The sequence below is a fragment of the Lysobacter sp. F6437 genome (genome assembly GCF_052547215.1).
In genome coordinates this window covers 531,155-547,819 of sequence record NZ_JBQWRB010000001.1, presented here as the reverse complement: position 1 = coordinate 547,819, position 16,665 = coordinate 531,155, and the positions used below count along the sequence as shown (strand labels likewise).

Genomic DNA, 16,665 nt, shown 5'->3' with positions numbered 1-16,665 from the left:
CTCGATGCGTCACCACCATTCCAGCCGCGCGCGCGGTCACGTCCGTACTGCCACCATTGCGCTGTCCTGCCTGCTGGCATTGGCGGCTTGCAAGGGTGGGGATCCTGCCGACGGCGCGGGCAAGCCGGGCGAGAAAGAAGGCCCCGAGGCGGTTCCGGTCGAGGTGTCCGCAGTCGTGCAGCGGCCGGTCGCGGCGAGCTATACCGGCACCGCACCGCTCGAAGCGCCCGCCGAATCGCAGGTGGTCGCCAAGACCTCCGGCGTGGCGTTGCAGGTGCTGGTCGAGGAGGGCGACGTGGTGCGCGCCGGTCAGGTGCTGGTCCGCCTGGATTCGGCACGCGCCGAACTGCAGGCCGCGCAGACCGCCGCGCAGATGCACAAGCTGCAGAACCAGTTCGCGCGGGCCGAGAAGTTGGCCAGCGAGCAGCTGATCGCTGCCTCCGACTACGACCAGATCCGCTACGACCTGGCCAATGCGCGCGCCGCCAACCGGCTGGCCAACCTTGAGCTGTCGTATGCCAACGTCAAGTCGCCGATCAGCGGCGTGGTGGCTTCGGTCAGCCCGAAGCCGGGCAACTTCGTGCAGATCAACACTCCGATCGTGCGCATCGTCGACACTTCCGAACTGGAGGCCGTGCTCAACGTGCCCGAGCGCGAGCTGGCCACGATGAAGCAGGGCCTGCCGGTCAAGTTGAAGGTCGACGCGTTGCCCGGACGGACGTTCGAAGGCGTGGTCGACCGCATCTCGCCGGTGGTGGATTCCGGCAGTGGCACGTTCCGGGTCATCACCACGTTCGACAGCCAGGGCCTGTTGCAGCCGGGCATGTTCGGTCGAATCGGCATCGACTACGACCAGCGCGCGAATGCGACGGTGGTGCCGCGCACCGCGTTGCTGGAGGGTACGGACGACGCCGCGGTGTTCGCGTTGCGCGACGACAAGGTCGCGCGTGTGCCGGTGAGGCTCGGTTACATCGATGGCGAGTGGGCCGAGATCCGCGAGGGCCTCAAGCTCGGCGACCGCGTGGTGGTGGCCGGCAAGAGCGCGTTGCGCGATGGCAGCGAAGTGACCGTGGTCGGCGAGCCGGCAGGGGAGGTCGCCGACACCAAGCTGGCCAACGGCGAGCCGGCGAAGGCCCCGCAGCCCGCCGCAACCAACCAGTAAGGGCAGGACTGCCGTGAGCGACGCCAAGGAACCCACGCCGCACGCGCCCGACGCGCATGCGCCGCGCAACTTCAACCTGGTCGAATTCTCGACCCGCCGCCGGGTCACGGTGGCGATGGTCACGATCACCTTCCTGCTGTTCGGCCTGATCGCGCTGAGCAACCTCAAGGTCAACCTGCTGCCCGACCTGAGCTACCCGACCCTGACCGTGCGCACCGAGTACACCGGAGCGGCGCCGTCGGAGATCGAGACCCTGGTCAGCGAGCCGGTCGAGGAGGCCGTCGGCGTGGTCAAGGGCCTGCGCAAGCTGAAGTCGGTCTCGCGCACAGGCCAGAGCGACGTGGTGCTGGAGTTCGCCTGGGGCACCGACATGGACCAGGCCAGCCTGGAGGTGCGCGACAAGATGGAAGGCGTGCAGTTGCCGCTCGAAGCCGAGCCGCCGGTGCTGCTGCGTTTCAATCCGTCGACCGCACCGATCCTGCGGATTGCCCTGTCGGCCAAGGCCGATGGGGACGCAGAGCGCCAGCTGACGCTGCTGCGTCGTTACGCCGACGAGGACCTCAAGAAGAAGCTTGAACCGGTCGAGGGCGTGGCTGCGGTCAAGGTCGGTGGCGGCCTGGAAGACGAGATCCAGGTGCTGATCGACCAGCAGAAACTCGCCCAGCTCAACCTGCCGATCGATACCGTGATCCAGCGCCTTGCGCAGGAGAACGTCAACGTTTCCGGCGGCCGCCTGGAACAGGGGTCGCAACGCTACCTGGTGCGCACGGTCAACCAGTTCGCCAGCGTCGAGGAGATGCGCGAGATGCTGGTCACCACCAGCAGCGGTGGAGACAACGCGGCGCAGGATGCCGCCGCGCAGATGGCGCGTGTCGCCGCCGCCAGTGGATCGGCCGACGCGATGGCCGCGGCGGCGTCGGTGCAGAGTGCGTCCTCGGGCGATTCGTCGGCCGTGGCCGGCGGCATGCCGGTGCGGCTCAAGGACGTCGCCACTGTCACCCAAGGCTACAAGGAGCGCGAGGCGATCATCCGCCTCGGCGGCCAGGAAGCGGTCGAGCTGGCGATCTACAAGGAGGGCGACGCCAACACCGTCGCGACTGCCGACGCACTGCATGCGCGGCTGGAGCAGATCCGCGAGCAGGTGCCGCCGGAGTTCGAACTGACCGTCATCGAAGACCAGTCGACCTTCATCCGCCACGCCATCAGCGACGTCAAGAAGGACGCGGTGATCGGCGGCCTGCTGGCGATCCTGATCATCTTCCTGTTCCTGCGCGACGGCTGGAGCACGTTCGTGGTCGGGCTGTCGTTGCCTGTGTCGATCATCACCACGTTCTTCTTCATGGGCCAGTTGGGCCTGAGCCTCAACGTGATGTCACTGGGCGGCCTGGCGTTGGCGACGGGTCTGGTGGTGGACGACTCGATCGTGGTGCTGGAATCGATCGCCAAGGCGCGCGAACGCGGGCTGGGCATCCTGCAGGCGGCGATCGCCGGTACCCGCGAGGTCAGCATGGCGGTGGTCGCATCGACCCTGACCACGATCGCGGTGTTCCTGCCGCTGGTGTTCGTCGAGGGCATCGCCGGCGAGCTGTTCCGCGACCAGGCGCTGACCGTGGCGATTGCGATCGGCATCTCGCTGGTGGTCGCGATGACCCTGATCCCGATGCTGAGCGCGCTCAAGGGGCGGCCGCCGATGGCCTTCCCGGAAGAGCCGGCGCATCCGCAATGGCAGCCGACCTCGAAACTGCAGAAGCCGTTGGCACTGGCCGAGCGCGGTGTCAGCGCAGGCGCCCGCGGTGGCTTCTTCGGGATTGCATGGGTTGTTGTGAAGTTGTGGCGCGGACTGGCTGCCGTGGTAGGGCCGGTGATGCGCAAGGCCAGCGACATCGCGATGGCGCCGTACCACCGCGCCGAACGCGGGTACCTGAGGTTGCTACCGGGTGCGTTGGGTCGTCCGTTCCTGGTGCTGGGAGCGGCCGCGACGGCGTTCGTGTTGACCTTGCTGCTGGTGCCGATGCTGGGCGCCGACCTGATCCCGCAACTGGCACAGGACCGGTTCGAGATGACGGTCAAGTTGCCACCAGGCACGCCGTTGGCCGAGACCGACAAGCTGGTACGCGAGTTGCAGCAGAAGCACGCCGACGCCCCCGGGATCGAGTCGCTGTACGGCGTCAGCGGTAGCGGCACGCGGCTGGATGCCAGCCCGACCGAAAGCGGCGAGAACATCGGCAAGCTGACCGTGGTGATGGCCGACGGTGGCAGCGAGCAGGTCGAGGCGCAGACCACCGAGCGCCTGCGCGAAACCATGGATGCGCACCCGCGCGCGCAGGTCGATTTCAGCCGCCCGGAGTTGTTCAGCTTTTCCACGCCGCTGGAGATCGAACTACGCGGCAGCGACCTTGAAGCTATCGAGGTCGCCGGCCAGAAAATGGCAGCGTTGCTGCGCGGCAATGCGCACTACGCCGATGTCAGCTCGACCGTGGAGCAGGGCTTCCCGGAGATCCAGATCCACTTCGACCAGGAGCGGGCGGCCGCGTTCGGCCTGACCACGCGCCAGGTCGCCGACGCGGTGGTCAAGAAGGTGAAGGGCGAGGTCGCCACGCGTTACAGCTTCCGCGACCGCAAGATCGACGTGCTGGTGCGCGCCAGGCAGTCGGACCGCGCCTCGGTCGATGACATCCGCAACCTGATCGTCAACCCCGGCAGCAGTCGCCCGGTGCGCCTGTCATCGGTGGCCGAGGTGGTATCGACAACGGGTCCGAGCGAGATCCACCGGGCCGACCAGGAGCGCGTCGCGATCGTCTCGGCCAACCTGCGCGACATCGACCTGGGCAACGCGGTGCAGGAAGTCCGGCAGATGGTGGCGGACAGTCCGCTCGGCGCCGATGTCGACATGCACATTGGTGGCCAGGGCGAGGAACTCGCGACTGCGGTGACCTCGCTGCTGTTCGCGTTCGGGCTGGCGATCTTCCTGGTGTACCTGGTGATGGCCTCGCAGTTCGAGTCGCTGCTGCATCCGTTCGTGATCCTGTTCACCATCCCGCTGGCACTGGTCGGTGCGGTGCTGGCGTTGCTGTTGACCGGCTCGCCGGTGTCGATCGTGGTGTTCATCGGCCTGATCCTGCTGGTCGGGCTGGTGACCAAGAACGCGATCATCCTGATCGACAAGGTCAACCAGTTGCGCGAGGCCGGCGTGGCCAAGCGCGAGGCGCTGGTCGAGGGTGCGCGCTCGCGCCTGCGGCCGATCGTCATGACCACGATGTGCACGCTGTTCGGCTTCCTGCCGCTGGCGTTGGCGTTCGGTGCCGGTGCCGAGGTGCGCTCGCCGATGGCGATCACCGTGATCGGCGGGTTGCTGGTGTCGACCCTGCTGACCCTGGTGGTGATCCCGGTGGTGTACGACCTGCTGGACCGGCGTGCCGACGAGTACTACCGCGAGCGCGGTCGCCTGGCCGCGGCGCAACTGGACCGGTCTGCCGGTGACGAGGCCGGGTACGCCTGATGAGCATCGCCGAACTCAGCCTCAAGCGGCCGGTCACCACGATCATGCTGTTCGTGTCGATGTTCGTGATCGGCCTGATCGCGGCGGTGCGGTTGCCGCTGGAAGCGTTGCCGGCGATCTCGTTCCCGGGCGTCTTCATCAACCTGCCGTACCCGGGCTCGACGCCCGAGGAAGTCGAGCGGATGGTGCTGCGCCCGGCCGAGGAAGCGCTGGCCACCATGAGCGGCCTGAAGCGGTTGCAGGGCACCGCGCGTGCCGACGGCGCGACGGTGTTCGTGGAGTACTCGGACTGGGACACCAATGTCCAGATCGCCGCATCGGAAGCGCGCGAGCGCCTCGACGCGATCCGCGACGAGTTCCCCGACGACTTCCAGCGCTACTTCGTCGGCAACTGGTCCAGTTCCGACGAGCCCATCCTGGAAATCCACCTGGCCGGAACCAACGACCTGAGCCAGGCCTACGACCTGCTTGAACGCGAGTTCCAGCGACCGCTCGAGCGCGTCGACGGCGTGGCCAAGGTCGAGATCGGCGGGGCGCCGCCCAACGAGGTCGAGATCGCGATCGATCCCGACCGCCTGACCGCGCACGGCCTCAACCTCAACGAGCTGACCTCGCGCCTGCAGTCCGTCAACTTCTCGATGGCCGCGGGCGAGATCGAGACCAACGGCAATCGCCTGCGCGTGCAGCCCGTCGGCGAGCTGCAGGACCTCGACCAGTTGCGCGAGCTGGTGATCAACGACGCCGGCGTGCGGCTCGGCGACATCGCCGATATCGAACTGACCAAGGAACGCATGAGCACGGGCCGCCAGCTCGATGGCCGCCCGTCCGTGTCGCTGGACATCTACAAGGAGCGCGAGGCCAACCTGGTCGATGTCTCCAGCCGGGTGCTGCAGGAGCTCGAGCGCATCCGCAGGCAACCGGCGCTGGAGGGCGTCGACGTCAAGGTCGACGACAACCAGGGCGAAGAGGTCACGACCTCCCTGCTGGAACTGGCGGAGGCGGGCGGCGTCGGCCTGGTGCTGTCGATCGCGGTGCTGTTCTTCTTCCTGCGCCACTGGCCGTCGACGCTGATGGTGACGCTGGCGATCCCGATCTGCTTCGTGATGACGCTCGGCTTCATGTACTTCGCCGGCGTGACCCTCAACGTACTGTCGCTGATGGGCCTGCTGCTGGCGGTCGGCATGCTGGTCGACAACGCGGTGGTGGTGGTGGAGAGCATCTACCAGGAACGCGAGAAGATGCCGGACCAGCCGATGCAGGCGTCGATCGTCGGCACCCGCAACGTCGCCATCGCGCTGTCGGCGGGCACGCTGTGCCACTGCATCGTGTTCGTGCCGAACCTGTTCGGCGAGACCAACGACATCAGCATCTTCATGTCGCAGATCGCGATCGCGATCTCGGTGTCGCTGCTGGCCTCGTGGCTGGTCGCGGTCAGCCTGATCCCGATGCTGTCGGCGCGGATGAAGACACCGCCGGCCGTGCGCAACGAGAAGGGCGTGATCCATCGCCTGCAGCAGCGCTATGCACGCTTCCTGCGCTGGACCCTCAACCACCGTGGCTGGAGCGTGCTGGGCATCCTGATGATCATCGCGATCAGCCTGGTGCCGATGACCCAGACCAAGATCGAGATGTTCGGCGACGGTGGCGGCGACGAGGTCGAGATCTTCTACGAGTGGGACGACAGCTATACCCGCGAGCAGATGGCCGCCGAGGTCGCGAAGGTCGAGCAGTACCTCGACCGCAACCGCGAGCGTTTCCACATCGTCCAGGTCTATTCGCAGTACCGCGAACAGGGCTGGGCCGAGACCGAGATATCGTTCGACGAAACGGTGGAGGATCCCACCACGATCGGCGAGACCATCGGCAAGGAGCTGCCGAAATCGGCGCGCGCGGAACTGGTGGTCGGGCGCAGTGGTCGCGGCGAAGGTGCCGGCGGCAAGGTACAGGTCGAGCTGGTGGGTGACTCCACCGAGACCTTGAACGCCTTGGCGACCGACATCGTGCCGATCCTGGCGCGCAACCCCGAGCTCACCGACGTGCGCGTCGACACCGGCGACCAGAACAGCGAACTGAAGATCCGGGTGGATCGCGAGCGCGCCGCGTCGTTCGGCTTCAGTACCGGGGACGTCGCGCAGTTCGTGTCGCTGGCGCTACGCGGCGCGCAGCTGCGCGACTTCAAGCGCGAGCAGACCGAGGTCCCGGTCTGGGTGCGTTTCCAGGGTGCGGAGAACTACGGCGTCGAGGACATCGCAAGCTTCACCGTGCGGACCGCCGACGGACGTACCGTGCCTTTGATGGCGATGGTCGATGTCAGCGTGCAGCCTGCCGCGACCCAGATCCGCCGGACCAACCGCCAGACCCGCGTGACCATCCTGGCCGGCCTTGCCGGCGAGACCACCGTGCCAGATGCGCGCAAGGTGATGGAGCAGACGATGGAGAGCGTCGCGTTCCCGCCCGGCTACGGCTACACGTTCGATGGCAGCGCGTTCGAGAACGAGTCCGAAGCCGAGCAGCAGATGCTGTTCAACCTGGTCATCGCGCTGGTGATGATCTACGTGGTGATGGCGGCGGTGTTCGAGTCGCTGCTGTTCCCGTCGGCGATCATGAGCTGCGTGCTGTTCTCGGTATTCGGCGTGTTCTGGCTGTTCTGGCTGACCGGCACCGCGTTCTCGGTGATGTCCTTCATCGGCATCCTGGTGCTGATGGGCGTGGTGGTGAACAACGGCATCGTGATGATCGAGCACATCAACAACCTGCGACGACGTGGGCTGTGCCGCACCGACGCGCTGGTCGAAGGCAGCCGCGAGCGGTTGCGGCCGATCATGATGACGATGGGCACGGCGATCCTGGCGATGGTGCCGATCGCCCTCAGCGACACCCAGGTGCTGGGCGGGCTGACGTACTTCCCGATGGCCCGCGCGGTGGCCGGCGGGCTGGCGTTCTCGACGGTGGTCAGCCTGCTGTTCCTGCCGACGATCTACGCCATCCTCGACGACCTGCGCAACGGCTCCGCGCGGATCGTGCGCAAGGCACGTGGCGCGGATGGAATCGCGGTCGGCGAGCCAGGCCACGCCTGACCGGGACTGCCCGGCGGACCAACCCGCCGGGTAGTTCAGAACAGCGTATGCAGCATTTTCGCACCGCCGATCCATACCCCGATCGCGGTGCCCAGGCTGGTCAGGAAGAAGTTCAGCAACACCCGCGCGACCCGGTTGCGCCACCAGCCGCGCACGCTCTGCACGTCGTCGCGCAGGGCCATGAAGTCGGCATAGGTCGGCTTGCGCAACCAGGCTTCGGTCAGCGCGCTGAGCGTGCCGGAGGCGAGGGCGGGGTGCAGCGGGGTGATCGGCGAGGCGAGGAAGGCGACCACGATGCTGAGCGGATGGCCGCCGGCGACCGCGCATCCGATCGCGCCCAGCACGCCGGTGGCCAGCACCCAATGCAGCAGCAGGTCGGAGCCGACGTCGATGCCGCCCTGCCAGAAACCCCAGGCAAAGCCGCCCACGACGAATGCCGCCAGCACGATGGTGAACCACGGGATGTCGCTCTTCTTCGGCAGTGCCTCGAGTTCCTCGCGCACCTCGATGGCCGCTCGCGTCTCGTCGCGCAGGTGGCGGGCGAGTCCCTGCAGGTGGCCGGCACCGACCACGGCCAGGACTTCACGGGCGCCGTCGCTGTTCGTGTCCTCGCGAATTTCGCGCAGGCGTGCGGCCATGTAGCGGTCGCGCTCGGCGATCACGGTCTCGTAGACGGCCGGGCTCTCGCTGGCGAACTCGCTGAAGCTGGCCTCCAGCATGTCGCCCTGCTTGAGCTTCTCGATGTCCTCGGCGCCGACGTCCTCGGACGCCAGCAGCGAGGCGAGCAGGCCGCCGCCGAGCTTGGCCCGGCCCCAGAATCCCAGCCGTGCCGAGGCGCGCTTGAAGGTCAGTCCGACCTCGCGGTCGATCAGGTGCACCGGCAGTCCGCGTTCGCGTCCCTCCAGCGCGGCCAGCTTGAGTTCCGCGCCGGGTTCGATATCGAGCTGCTCGGCGAGCCGGCGCTGGTAGGCCGACAACGCCAGGTTGGCCGCGAACATCGCGGTGCGGCCGCTGCGGATGACCTGGATGAGGTTGAGGTTGGCCAGCGCATCGGGTTCGGTCAGCGCCTGCAAGCGCGGCGCGTCGAGCTCGACCGCCACCGCGTCGTAGTTGCCGCTCGCGATCGCCCCGCGGACCGCGTCGACGCTGGCGCTGGACACGTGGGCGGTGCCCAGCAGCGTGTAGCGCACGCCGTCGCGTTCGACGATTGCGTGGGGTTGGCCATGCAGCGCCGGGTCCGTTGCCAGGTCCTCAGCCATGGTGGCGCACCGACATGGCGGGGACGGTCGGATCAGGTCGGGGTCGAACGATTGCAAACGGCATTGATGGCGGCTTCCGGGCGCATCGACGTGCGCAAACGGCTCAGCTTAGAGCTTGCCCGGGGGGCCGGCAAACCGTGCGGACGGCGGGATTCAGGCAACGCCAAGGGCCAGGTCGGGTGATGACACCAGGCGTTCGCCCACCGCCTGGCCGCTCAGGAATGCCAGCGCGGCGGCGATGACCTCGGGGTCGTCCAGAATCCGGTGGTGCCCCAGCCCGCGAGTACTCAGCAGGCGGGCGCGGTGCCAATAGCGCGCCCAGCGCTCGCCTTCCGACCACGGAACCTCCCGGTCCTCGAGGTCGTGCACGATCAATGCCGGTCGGTTGATGGCCGGGGCGTTGTGTTCGGCCTGGAAGTCGGCGAAGCGTATCGACAGGCGTTCCTCGAACAACGCGAACATCCGGCGGCGCAGGTGTCCGGACAATCCGATCATTTGTGCGAAGCGACGCCCCGCGTCGATCGGGTCCGCGGCGGGCGCGACCAGCACCGCGCAGTCGGCCTGCAACCCGCGCGCCAGCGCCATTCCGACCGCGGCGCCACCGAGCGAATGGCCGATCACCGCTGCCGCCGGGCCGTTGTGGCGGCCGATTTCGAGCAGGTGCCGGGTGAACTCCAGCAGGTTGCTTTCGCTGCCGTCGCTGCGCCCGTGCGCGGCCTGGTCGAACGCGACGACCGCATAACCCGCCGCGCGCAACGGCGCGACCCACGGCAGGATGCGCGCCCCGTGGCTGGACCAGCCGTGGGCGAACAGCACGTAGGGTTGCTGCGCAGGGTCGCCCCACGTGTAACGGGCGATCGACGTGCCGTCGCTGTCGATCGCATCCAGTCGTGCGTCACCCGTGGGCGCCTCCCGGCCTCGCCGATTTGAACCGGGGTAGGGCGTGCAGAACAGCTTCGAGGCTCGGTTGACGGTGGTCTTCGGCGCCAGCCAGCCGCCTAGGCGAAAGCTCCAGCGCAACAGCTTCCACCGGATAAAAGATCGAACGATCGTGCTTATTTTGGACGATGGTCTGGGCATGGCGGTTCTCGCTGTCGTTTCAGTGGCGGGCGCTGGTGCCGATCAGGCGCTCGTACGCACGCAGGCCACGAGCCTGCGCCACGTCGAAGCCGTACAGGCCGGCGTCGTGGTGGACCAGCAGTGGCAGGGCGTATATCTCGAACACCAGTTGCTCGACGTCGGTGTCCGCGCGAAGTTCACCGGCGTCGATGGCGAGCGACACCGCGTGGGCGAGCGCCTGCCGCCATTGGCGGTCCTGCTGCAGCAACTGGTCGCGTTGCGGTCCAGGGCGGTCGTCGTACTCGCTGACGGCGGCCAGGAACAGGCAGCCGCCATCGTCTTCGTGGCGGACCCAGTCGAACCACTGCTCGATGATCTTCCGCAGGCGGGCCAGGCCGCGCGGCTGGCGCAGGGCCGGGTGGAACACATGCGCCACGAAACGCTGCGCGGCGTCCTCCAGCACGGCCAGTTGCAGTTCCTCGCGCGAACCGAAGTGCGCGAAGACACCGCTCTTGGACATGCCCACGGCATGTGCGAGTGCGCCGATCGACAACCCCTCCAGGCCCGCCGAACAGGCGATGGCATAGGCGTGGTCGAGGATGGCCTCGCGGGTTGCTGCACCCTTGGACGTGGCGGCTGCGACTGACATGCCCGGAAAATAGCACGTCCGTTCGGTTTATTTCCGCCGTTCGTCGGCGCTGGCCCCGGAGGACCGGAGTCGCTAGTCGCGGTAACGCTTCAGCAGGTCGCCATAGGCATCGATCCGACGATCGCGCAGGAACGGCCAGATCCGCCGCACGTGCTCGCTGCGCTGCAGGTCGACCTCGGCCATCAGGATCTCCGGCTCTCCGCCCGCCTCGGCGAGGAATTCGCCCTGCGGTCCCAGCACATGGCTGTTACCCCAGAAATCGATGCCGGAGGCATCCAGCGGGGACGGCTCGTGCCCGACCCGGTTGCACGACAGCACGGGCAGGCCGTTGGCGACCGCGTGGCCGCGGTGGCTCAGGACCCATGCGTCGCGCTGGCGATTCTTCTCGGCCTGGTCGTCATCCGGGTCCCAGCCGATCGCGGTCGGGTACAGCAGCAGTTCGGCGCCGGCCAGCGCCATCAGTCGTGCGCCCTCCGGATACCACTGGTCCCAGCAGACCAGCACGCCGAGGCGGCCGACGGAGGTGTCGATCGGCTCGAAGCCGAGGTCGCCCGGGGTGAAGTAGAACTTCTCCTGGAAGCCCGGGTCGTCCGGGATGTGCATCTTGCGGTACTTGCCTGCGGTGCTGCCGTCGGCGTCGAAGACCACCGCGGTGTTGTGGTAAAGGCCGGCCGCGCGGCGTTCGAACAGCGAACTGACCAGCACCACGCCGTGCTGCTTCGCCAGGCGCGCAAGGCGATCGGTGCTTGGGCCGGGGATCGGTTCCGCAAGGTCGAATTCGTCGACGCATTCGTGCTGGCAGAAGTAGGCCCCGTTGTGGAGTTCCTGCAGCAGCACAAGCTTTGCCCCCTGTTTCGCGGCCTCGGCCACGCGCTGCTCGATAACCGACAGGTTGGCGTCGGCATTGCCGGGGCCCTGGTCGATGATGGCGCGCTCCTGGATCAGGGCGACGGGCAGGGTTCTGTTCTTCATGGCCGAATCCGGGTGTTGGCCGCCGCAGGGAAAGCGCGGCTGGACGACCACGGTCGCATGGGCGCCGTGGCCGGAGGGTCAAACGGCGACGACGCCGTCGGGAAGCTGCATGGTGATGCAGTGCAGGCTGCCGTTCTGCCAGATCAGCGACCGGCAGGGCACGGGGACGATCTCGCGGTCCGGGAAGGCCTTGGCAAGCATCGCGGCGGCCTCGTCGTCGGCAGGGTCGCCATACGCCGGCATAAGCACCGCGCCGTTGATGATCAGGAAATTGGCGTAGCTGGCGGCGAGGCGCCGGTCCTGGTCGATCACCGGTTGCGGCCATGGCAACGGGAACAGGCGGTAGGGCATGCCGTCGCGCGTGCGCAGCGAAGCCAGCTCGGCGGCCATGGCCTGCAGTTCCGGATGGTGTGAGTCGGTCGGGTCGTCGCAGGCCTGGTAGACGATGGCGTCAGGTGTGGCGAAGCGGGCGAGGGTATCGATGTGGGCGTCGGTGTCGTCGCCTTCGAGGTAGCCGTGGTCGAGCCAGAGCACGCGGTCCTGATGCAGCCATTTGGCCAGCCGGTCGTCGAGGGCCTCCCGGCTGACGGTGGGGTGGCGTTCGTGCAGGCACTTCCAGGTGGTCAACAGCGTGCCGGCACCGTCGGTTTCTATGGCACCACCTTCCAGTGCGAAATCAATTGCTTGCCGATCATTTTTCGCAAACGTCTTTAGATCGTCCAGCGTTTCCACCAGCCGATCGTCGCGCCCGGCCTCGAACTTGCCGCCCCAGCCAGTGAACCGGAAATCGAGCAACCGGAAACCATCCTTGCCACGCAAGGTGATCGGGCCCGAATCGCGCAACCAGGTGTCGTCGTACTCCACTTCGATGAAGCGCACCCGCTCCATGTCGATCCGAGCCGACGACAGTCGCGCACGCGCATAGGCCTGCACGTCGTCATCGGCGACGCACACCAGTACCGGCTGGAAGCGGGTGATCGCCGCGACCAGCGCGATATAGGTTTCCTCGACCTCGCCGAGCCGGTCGGCCCAGTCGGTGTCGGCGTGCGGCCACGCGATCAGGATCGCGGACTGGGGTTCCCACTCCGCGGGAAAGCGCAGGGATTCGCTCATGGTTACCTGTGTCAGAGAATAGGAGGCTTCGGGCCGATTTCCGTGGCGTCGGCCTTGTTGGCGACGACGTCGATCACCCGGGTATTTTCGAAGTAGACGGTGAACGCCGGATAGACCCAGCGGTTGATCGTCGGCCACTGGCTCTTCTGGCCGCCGCGCGGGTCCATGCGCTGGGCCGGCGCGCCGTGGCGGGCCTCGACCTGCGCCATGCTCTGGCCGCGGGCGGGCAGGGTGGCGGGATTCTCTTCCTGCACCCGCTCGATCAGCAGGGTCTCGGCCGAGACGGGGCCGGCGAGGGCCAGCGTGGCGAGCAGCGGAAGTGCGGCGAGCAGCGTGTTGGTGGCTTTCATGTAGTTCCCCTTTCCCCTTGGCAAGGCCCGGATTGTAAGCACGGGCTGCGTACCTGGGCAGCGCACGCGCGTCACGAACCCGGATGTTTCTTCGGCTGCATGGGATTTTTCCGCGCCCCATAAGCAGGAAAGCCGCCCGGAGGCGGCTTTCACGGCGAAGCGCAATCGCGCCCGGTGACTTGGCGCTGGCGCGCCTTGTACACGATGGATCTCAGCGCTGGCGCGCCTTGAACCGCGGGTTCGACTTGCAAATCACGAAGACCTTGCCACGACGGCGAACGACTTTGCAGTCGCGGTGACGGGTCTTCGCCGACTTCAGGGAGTTCACGACCTTCATGATCTAGCCTCGGCAACAGGAAAAAGTAGCAAGCCCGCTATTCTAGCGGCAGTTTGCCAGCCGGATCAAGCGCTTGCGTGGATTATTCCGGGTCGGGGGCATCAGCCTCCACCAGACCGCGGGCTGCCCGCCGCCAGCGCCCATAATAAGGCCATGACAATGACCGACGACCAACCCATCCCCGTACTCACCATCGACGGCCCCTCCGGCTCCGGAAAGGGCACCATCAGCCGCCTGGTCGCGCAGCGCCTGGGCTGGCATTACCTCGACTCCGGGGCGCTGTACCGCGCGATCGGGGTGGCTGCCGGCTGGGCCGACATCGACCTGTCTGACCCCGCCGCCCTGGTCCGGTGCACGTTCGATACCGAGATCGCGTTCCGCGACGACGGCAGTGAGTTGCGGGTGCTGGTCAATGGTAGTGACGCCACGGACGAGTTGCGCACCGAGACAGCCGGCGCAGCGGCTTCGGCGATCGCCGCGATCCCCGAGGTGCGGGCCGCACTGAAAGCCCGCCAGCGCGCGTTCCGGCAGCCGCCCGGGCTGGTCACCGACGGCCGCGACATGGGCACCGTGATCTTCCCGGACGCGGGCCACAAGGTGTTCCTTGACGCCAGCGCCGAGGAGCGGGCCGAAAGACGCTATAAGCAGTTGAATGACAAGGGGGTTTCCGTTACATTGGCTGGTCTGCTGCGGGAGATCCTGGCCCGTGACGCCCGCGATGCCAATCGTGCGGTGGCTCCGTTGCGGCCGGCCGAAGACGCCGTCCACATCGACACCACCGGCCTAGGCATCGACGAGGTGGTCGAACGCGTGCTGGCGTTGTTGCCGTCCCGCGGGGCTTGAACCATTCGCAGCAGACCGAGCCCTGACCGCAATTCCGCGGCAGGAAACCAACCGACACATGGTGCAGTTCCATCGCACCACATAACGGGTGGGTCGACCACGCGCTGCCACGCAGCCGGTGCGACCCGTGTGTTCAACCGGATATTTTCCAATGACCGAATCATTTGCAGAGCTGTTCGAACAGAGCCAGGAGTACCTGGCCAAGCTGAAGCCGGGCGCGATCGTCGTCGGCACCGTCGTCGAGGTCCGTGGCGACGTGGTGGTGATCAACGCCGGCCTGAAGTCCGAAGGCATCGTGCCGATCGAACAGTTCCGTAACGACGCCGGCGAGATCGACGTCGCAGAGGGCGACCAGGTCAAGGTCGCGCTGGACTCCATCGAGAATGGCTTTGGCGAGACCGTGCTGTCGCGCGAGAAGGCCAAGCGCGCCATGGTGTGGGACGAGCTCGAGGAAGCCCTCGAGAAGAACGAGACCATCACCGGCCGCATCAGCGGCAAGGTCAAGGGTGGTTTCACCGTCGACATCAAGGACGTCCGCGGCTTCCTGCCCGGCTCGCTGGTCGACGTGCGCCCGGTGCGCGACTCGACCTACCTGGAAGGCAAGGAACTCGAGTTCAAGCTGATCAAGCTGGACCGCAAGCGCAACAACATCGTCGTCTCCCGCCGTGCGGTGGTCGAGAGCGAGCATTCGGAAGAGCGCGAGCAGCTGCTCGAGAAGCTGGTCGAGGGCGCGGTGCTCAAGGGCGTGGTCAAGAACCTCACCGACTACGGCGCGTTCGTGGACCTGGGTGGCATCGACGGCCTGCTGCACATCACCGACATGGCCTGGAAGCGCGTGCGCCATCCGTCCGAAGTCGTTGAAGTCGGCCAGGAGATGGACGTCCGCGTGCTCAAGTACGACCGCGAGCGCAACCGCGTCAGCCTCGGCCTCAAGCAGCTGGGCGAGGATCCGTGGGACAACATCGCGCGCCGCTACCCGGCCGACACCCGCGTGTTCGGCAAGGTCTCCAACGTCACCGATTACGGCGCGTTCGTCGAGATCGAGCCGGGCGTGGAAGGCCTGGTCCACGTGTCCGAGATGGACTGGACCAACAAGAACGTCAACCCGTCCAAGATCGTGCAGGTCGGTGACGAGGTCCAGGTCATGGTCCTCGACGTCGACGAGGAGCGTCGCCGCATCTCGCTGGGCATGAAGCAGGTGTCGTCCAACCCGTGGGAGACCTTCGCGGTCCTGCACAAGAAGGGTGACAAGGTCGAAGGCCAGATCAAGTCGATCACCGACTTCGGCATCTTCATCGGCCTGGACGGCGGCATCGATGGCCTGGTCCACCTGTCCGACATCAGCTGGAACACCACCGGCGAAGACATCGTGCGCGAGTTCAAGAAGGGCGACACGCTGGAAGCCGTGGTGCTTGCCGTCGATCCGGAGCGCGAGCGCATCAGCCTCGGCGTGAAGCAGATGGAGCAGGACCCGTTCGGCCAGTACATGGCGTCGAACGCGCGTGGCTCGATCGTCACCGGCAAGGTCAAGGAAGTCGACGCCAAGGGCGCGACGATCGAACTGGCCGACGGCATCGAGGGCTACGTGGCGGCCCGCGACATCTCCAAGGAGCGTGTCGACGACGCCAGCAAGGTGCTCAAGGTCGGCGACGAGATCGAAGCGCGTTTCATCGGCATGGACCGCAAGGGCCGCACGATGCAGCTGTCGATCAAGGGCAAGGACGAGGCGGAGATGCAGGAGGCCGTGGCCGACTACAACCGTTCCTCCGCGGCTTCGGCCGACGCCGCCAGTGGCACCACCAAGCTGGGCGCGCTGCTGCGCGAGCAGCTCAACAACAAGTCCGAGTAAGTTCCGGACCCGCTGTTTGATGCACGCTGCAACGCTGTAACAAGGGGACGGCCCGGCTTCGGCCAGGCCGTCCTTTTTTCTGCCAGGCATTTTCAGCTGGCCATATTCGAGTTGCCGTCCCGCCCATGACCAAGTCAGAACTCATCGAGATACTTGCCCAGCGCCAAGCCCACCTGAAGGGCGAGGACGTGGATCTCTCGGTGAAGGCGCTGCTGGAGATGATGGGTGGGTCGCTGGCCGACGGTGAGCGGATCGAGATCCGCGGATTCGGCAGCTTCTCGCTGCACTACCGTCCGCCGCGCCTGGGGCGCAACCCCAAGACCGGGGAATCGGTTGCGTTGCCCGGCAAGCACGTTCCGCATTTCAAGCCCGGCAAGGAATTGCGCGAACGCGTCAGCGACGCGATGCCGCTGGACGAAACCGACTGAGGTCCGATCCACCGCTGCCCTGCGTTGCAGGTCGGCTAAGCTATTCGCCGAACAGGGAGCCGTCCGGA

13 protein-coding genes are annotated in these 16,665 nt (G+C 66.9%); 6 read left to right on the top strand and 7 right to left on the bottom strand.

The annotated features are described in order from the left end of the window. Positions 1–4: 4 nt before the first annotated feature. From ACT9F5_RS02395 to ACT9F5_RS02385, 3 genes are all read left to right on the top strand, one after another. On the top strand, positions 5–1,162 hold the full coding sequence (locus ACT9F5_RS02395) for an efflux RND transporter periplasmic adaptor subunit (protein ID WP_445118334.1): 1,158 nt from the start codon (positions 5–7) through the stop codon (positions 1,160–1,162). Between the two features lie 76 nt (positions 1,163–1,238). Then, positions 1,239–4,661, top strand: coding sequence for an efflux RND transporter permease subunit (locus ACT9F5_RS02390; protein ID WP_445119478.1), 3,423 nt, complete (start codon positions 1,239–1,241; stop codon positions 4,659–4,661). Next, positions 4,661–7,738, top strand: a complete 3,078-nt coding sequence (locus ACT9F5_RS02385) for an efflux RND transporter permease subunit (RefSeq protein WP_445118333.1) — start codon at positions 4,661–4,663, stop codon at positions 7,736–7,738. The genes ACT9F5_RS02390 and ACT9F5_RS02385 overlap by 1 nt, the downstream gene beginning before the upstream one ends. A 35-nt stretch (positions 7,739–7,773) precedes the next feature. Here ACT9F5_RS02385 and ACT9F5_RS02380 read toward each other — a convergent pair whose 3' ends face one another. The 7 genes from ACT9F5_RS02380 to ykgO all read right to left on the bottom strand — a co-directional run bounded on the left by ACT9F5_RS02380 (position 7,774) and on the right by ykgO (position 13,477). Beyond that, positions 7,774–8,997, bottom strand: a complete 1,224-nt coding sequence (locus tag ACT9F5_RS02380; protein WP_445118332.1) for a TraB family protein — start codon at positions 8,995–8,997, stop codon at positions 7,774–7,776. 153 nt (positions 8,998–9,150) lie between these two features. After that, the gene (locus ACT9F5_RS02375) at positions 9,151–10,017 is read right to left on the bottom strand and encodes an alpha/beta fold hydrolase (protein WP_445118331.1); all 867 of its coding nucleotides are present in this window, start codon (positions 10,015–10,017) and stop codon (positions 9,151–9,153) included. 79 nt (positions 10,018–10,096) lie between these two features. Further along, positions 10,097–10,705: a TetR family transcriptional regulator C-terminal domain-containing protein gene (locus tag ACT9F5_RS02370; RefSeq protein WP_445118330.1), complete on the bottom strand. Its 609-nt coding sequence runs from the start codon at positions 10,703–10,705 to the stop codon at positions 10,097–10,099. Between the two features lie 72 nt (positions 10,706–10,777). Beyond that, positions 10,778–11,677 (bottom strand): nitrilase-related carbon-nitrogen hydrolase, encoded by a 900-nt coding sequence (locus ACT9F5_RS02365; protein ID WP_445118329.1) that lies wholly within the window; start codon positions 11,675–11,677, stop codon positions 10,778–10,780. Between the two features lie 78 nt (positions 11,678–11,755). After that, the gene (locus ACT9F5_RS02360; RefSeq protein ID WP_445118328.1) at positions 11,756–12,790 is read right to left on the bottom strand and encodes an agmatine deiminase family protein; all 1,035 of its coding nucleotides are present in this window, start codon (positions 12,788–12,790) and stop codon (positions 11,756–11,758) included. 11 nt (positions 12,791–12,801) lie between these two features. Further along, entirely contained in the window at positions 12,802–13,140 is a 339-nt protein-coding gene (locus ACT9F5_RS02355; protein ID WP_445118327.1) for a hypothetical protein, read from the bottom strand. A 211-nt stretch (positions 13,141–13,351) separates the two neighbouring features. Beyond that, positions 13,352–13,477 (bottom strand): type B 50S ribosomal protein L36, encoded by a 126-nt coding sequence (gene ykgO, locus ACT9F5_RS02350; protein WP_445099645.1) that lies wholly within the window; start codon positions 13,475–13,477, stop codon positions 13,352–13,354. Between the two features lie 159 nt (positions 13,478–13,636). Here ykgO and cmk point away from each other — a divergent pair, with 159 nt between their 5' ends. The 3 genes from cmk (at position 13,637) to ACT9F5_RS02335 (ending at position 16,597) form a co-directional block, all read left to right on the top strand. Then, positions 13,637–14,320 carry a (d)CMP kinase gene (cmk, locus tag ACT9F5_RS02345; protein ID WP_445119477.1) on the top strand — a complete coding sequence of 228 codons (684 nt, stop codon included), beginning with the start codon at positions 13,637–13,639 and terminating at the stop codon, positions 14,318–14,320. Between the two features lie 151 nt (positions 14,321–14,471). Next, positions 14,472–16,169 (top strand): 30S ribosomal protein S1, encoded by a 1,698-nt coding sequence (gene rpsA, locus ACT9F5_RS02340; RefSeq protein WP_445118326.1) that lies wholly within the window; start codon positions 14,472–14,474, stop codon positions 16,167–16,169. A 125-nt stretch (positions 16,170–16,294) separates the two neighbouring features. After that, positions 16,295–16,597, top strand: a complete 303-nt coding sequence (locus ACT9F5_RS02335) for an integration host factor subunit beta (protein ID WP_445118325.1) — start codon at positions 16,295–16,297, stop codon at positions 16,595–16,597. Positions 16,598–16,665 lie beyond the last annotated feature (68 nt).